Genomic DNA, 4,123 nt, shown 5'->3' with positions numbered 1-4,123 from the left:
TTCTGGAAGAGCTCGGTTCGCTCGATCGGATCCGACGCGTCGTGAAGATTCTCGGCATGGTGAATGCGGTGCGTGAATTCACTGAGCATTCGAAGGTCATCAATGGCTACTCGGACCTCTTCGTCGAGATTTTTGGCGAGCGGCATGCCCGCTCCGCAATCGGCGTCGGCAGCCTCCCGTTCGGAATCACCGTCGAGATCGAAGCCATCGTCGAGGTGACATAGGTTGCCCTGATCTACGCCAAGCTCGCGTTCAGCGCGGCTCCCCGGCGGGAACCGCACTCCGATTGCCCTCTCCCGTGAGCCCAGGCCGCTCCGACCTCACCAGCGGGTCCTGGCCTCAAGCGAAAAGCGGTGGCTTGTCGCGCCGCGACGGAACTCGCCGTCATAGGAGCCTGTCACATCGACCTTGGGCGCGATCGCCCCCGAGAGGCTTGCTCCAATCACGGCTCCGTCACGTGAGGCCCGAGGGGTGCGGACTGCAAACGCGGTGCCCAGAAGGCCCGCTCGCTGGATCGCGACGTTGTCCGCCAGCTCATGAGACCAATAGGCCTTGAGGTCAAAACGCAGCCGCTCATCGGAGGTAAGGGGAGTCGCCAGCCGGCCGCCGACCAATGTGCGGGTCGAGGTCTGGCTTTCGCCGCGCAGTGTCAGCGCGAACGCGCCGGCCTGGCTTTCCGTCAGCCCGCCCTGGCGGAAATGATTCAGGCTGAGCCCGGCCTCGGGCGAGAGTTCAAGACCGGAGATGGAAGCAAGGCCATATCCGGCGATCAGATGCCCGAAGACGCCGTAGCCATCCGTCTCGCCATGGGCGACGCGCTGGACGTGACTGAGCTGGATCGTCCGGCGGTTCTCGGTCTTGCCATAGGTCCCGCCCAGCGCGCCGCGCAGGGTCAGATCGCCGAGGCGCGTGCGGCCATAGGCCGAGATGCTGTAGCTGTCGACGGTCACCCGGCCCGCGGCATCGGTCTTGGGATCGCCGTTCGAGCGCGCGTATCCGACGGCACCGCCGATCAGGCTCGTACTGAACACGGAACGTTCGACGCCGAGCAGGGCTCCGGCCACGCCGAAATCCGTGCCGGGCCCGGACCTGTCGCTGCCAGTGCGCCCGAAGCCATAGAGAGCCTGTCCCCAAACCACGCCGTCTCGTCCGGGCTGGAGCGCGGCTGCCTGTTGCCTCGGACGCGCGGCCGCGGATTTGCCCAGGCTCGCATACCCAGCCTCGCCCGGGTTCGGGGCCTGGCCGGGGAGGGCAGAGCTCCCGGCAGTCAGACGCTGGTCGAGGGCCGAATCGACCATGCGTTGCGCCGTGATCATAGCCATCCTGGCGTCGGCGTAGCTCTGTCCCGATAACGAGCCCAGCGCTGGCGCGAGCGCGCCCGGCGCGGTGGTATAGAGCGCGTCGAACACCTCCTGCCGGCCGGCATCGGGGCGTATTCCGGCAGCGGGACGCGTGCTGTCGAGGGCCTGGGCGACGGCCCAGGCGTTGCCGCCGAGACCTGAGAGAGCTGCGTAGGAGCCGGGCGTCACGATCAATGAGAGGCCGTCGGCGCGGTAGAGGGCATCGAAGCGGGCATTGCCGGGCAAGCCGCTTGCCGGCTGGTCAAGCCCGGTGAAGCTGCCGCTCAATCCGCCCGCTGCAGCGAGAATGCCGAAGGAGGAACCGACCGCAGGCGTGAACTGATTGGACGCGTTGCCGGAGATGCCGCGCAGGACCGGCACAAGACGTCCATTGGCGGCGACGCTACCGGCCGAGCTCGTCGTCACCAACCGTGAATAGTTGCCAGTGCCGTTGCCGGTTCCGGAGCCGTCGATATCAAGCACGAACCGACTGGTGCTGCCGAAGGCGACCGGCCCCTTGACGAAGAGCGTTCCCGGCGAATTGCCAGGCATGACGGTGCCGGCACTGAACAGGCCGGCCTCGATGAGGCCCGTGCCACGCAGGGTTCCACCCTGGCCGACCGATACGGCCGAGGTCACGGATCCGTTCAGGGCGAGCGTGCCGCCGATCACCGAGGTGCCGCCGGCATAGCTGTTGCGACCCGACAGTTCGAGGCGGCCATCGCCGCGTTTCACCAGCCCGCCGGCGCCGGAAATGTCATTGGCGAAGGAGCCGGAATAGCCCTTCGTGTCGACATCGAAGGTCTGCAGGAATTGCCCGGGGCCGCGAACCGCCTTGCCGGCATTGAGGAGACCCCAGCCATAGATCTCGGGGGAGCCGAGATCTGTCGCGGTGGTCAGGATCGACTGGACCACCTGCGGCGCGGTCATGAACGGAAAGGCTTCGCGGACCAGTGCTGCGGTGCCCGCGACATGCGGCGCGGCCATCGAGGTGCCGCTCGACAGATTATAGGGTTGCGTCGGACTCAGACCCTTGTCAGCCGGGACTGTCGAAAGGATGTTGACGCCGGGCGCCGCGAGGCACCAGGCTGCTGCAATCCCGCAATAGTTGCTGAAGGAGGCGATCTTGCGATCACGGTCCACGGCGACGACGGCAATCGTGTAGGGCTGGAGATCGGAATAATCGAGCTTGCTCGCATCGACCTGGTCCCCGGCATTGTCGAGGACGACATAGAGGTTCTTATTGTCGTTCCCTGGCCGGATCGCCGGATAGAATGCCGCGCCGGTGGGGTTGCGCGCGATGACCGGCTGATCCTCCCGCTCGTTGCCGGCGGCGAAGACCATGACCATGTCGGAGGCGCCGGCCTGCCGGATGGCCGCAACTTCCGCCGCCGTGCCGACCTGCTGGTAGGGCTGGATCGGGAACAGCTGATAGTCCGGGTTGGGACTGCCGTCGGGAAGCGTGGGTGAGGGATAGGACGGACCATAGCTGCCGTTGAGGACCTTCGCGCCGACTTCGCTCGCATAGCGGATCGCGGCTGGAATATCCCCTCCCGGCCCTCGCACGACGGCGCGCAGGGCAAGAATCTCGGCATTATAGGCAACACCCTGCATTCCGACCCCGTCCCTGGCCGCGGCGATGGTTCCGGCGACATGGGTGCCATGGGCGGTCGGGTCGCGGTCGACGATATCCGCGGGGTCGGGGCGGTCGAGCCCGAAGTTCCGCGACAGCGGCGAAATCCGCCCCGCAAACTCCGGATGAGTCGGATCGATGCCGCTGTCGACAACCGCGACCAGCACGCCCTTGCCGGTGAGCCCCAGCGCATAGGCGTCGGCAGCACCGATCTGGGCCAGCCCATAACTGGCATTGTACTCCGGCGTGACAAAGCTTGCGGCGGGCGGCAGCAGCGCCAGGGCGCGCGGCAGCATGCGGGCGGGCCGGCCGGCGAACGCATCTGGCAAGGCCGCGATCTCTTGCGCGGAGATCACCGTTGGCGCGAGCGCGAGGAGGAAGCCCGAAGCAGTCGTGGCGAGGAGGGAGGAGCGAAGACGGGTGGATCGCGTTGCGGCAAACGGCATGGGCAGGTCTCGAGGCAGGCATCCGCTCAGGCGGATCGATCACAGGTCCGTAACATGAGGCTGGAATGGTCGAGAGAGGTCGAAGCCGGCATGGCGTCCCAATCAACCGCGTTGCCGTGCCAAAGCCATGAACCAGGTCGAAGGCGGCTGAAATCAGTCTCTTGACGATCGGTCACTCGTTCGGTGTTTAGGAGGCATTGCATGGGGCGTGTCGTGCCACAGCCGGCCGCAGGCGCCGCGCAGCAGCGTCGAGAAAACGGGGCGTAGGGGTGAGCGAGCAGGACTGCGATTCCCAGCGGATGTTCGGCCGGTGGCGCGAGGAAATCGCACCGGTTTTCGACGTCCAGCCTCTCTCCGGCGACTGGCGCTCCACCTTCCGGGGAGACATCCGCCGCCATCATCTCGGTGTCGCCCTTGTCGGAGAGGTGATGACAAGCGCCCAGCGCTACGAGCGCTCGGAGGGGCTGATCGGCGCCGTTGGCGTCGACCACCTGCTGATCCAGCTCTACCAGTCCGGCCATACGACGCTGGATATCGACGGCAAGGAGATGCGAGCCGGCCCGTCCGACGTCCTGATCCTCGACCTGTCGCGTCCCATGCGGTCGCATGCCAGCGACATGCGGGCAATCAACCTTGTTCTCCCCCGCGCCTTGCTCGGGCTCGACGCCGACGCAATCGACAGAGCCCATGGCACGGTGCTGTCG

The 4,123-nt window shown here is 66.6% G+C and carries 3 protein-coding genes; 2 read left to right on the top strand and 1 reads right to left on the bottom strand.

The window, feature by feature from the left end; genetic code table 11:
* On the top strand, nucleotides 1-224 hold a 224-nt coding region (locus AC1DW9_RS36220; RefSeq protein WP_476855386.1), incomplete at its 5' end, for a RidA family protein.
* Between the two features lie 96 nt (nucleotides 225-320).
* On the opposite strand, the gene AC1DW9_RS36215 is transcribed toward AC1DW9_RS36220, so the two are convergent.
* Nucleotides 321-3,419 carry a S8 family serine peptidase gene (locus AC1DW9_RS36215; protein ID WP_441508161.1) on the bottom strand — a complete coding sequence of 1,033 codons (3,099 nt, stop codon included), beginning with the start codon at nucleotides 3,417-3,419 and terminating at the stop codon, nucleotides 321-323.
* Between the two features lie 269 nt (nucleotides 3,420-3,688).
* On the opposite strand from AC1DW9_RS36215, the gene AC1DW9_RS36210 reads away from it, so the two are divergent.
* Nucleotides 3,689-4,123 (top strand): AraC-like ligand-binding domain-containing protein (locus tag AC1DW9_RS36210; protein ID WP_476855385.1); only part of this gene is annotated, 435 nt, incomplete at its 3' end.

The organism is Allobosea sp. P4_E12 (assembly GCF_056401655.1).
This window is presented reverse-complemented; position numbering and strand designations above follow the sequence as displayed.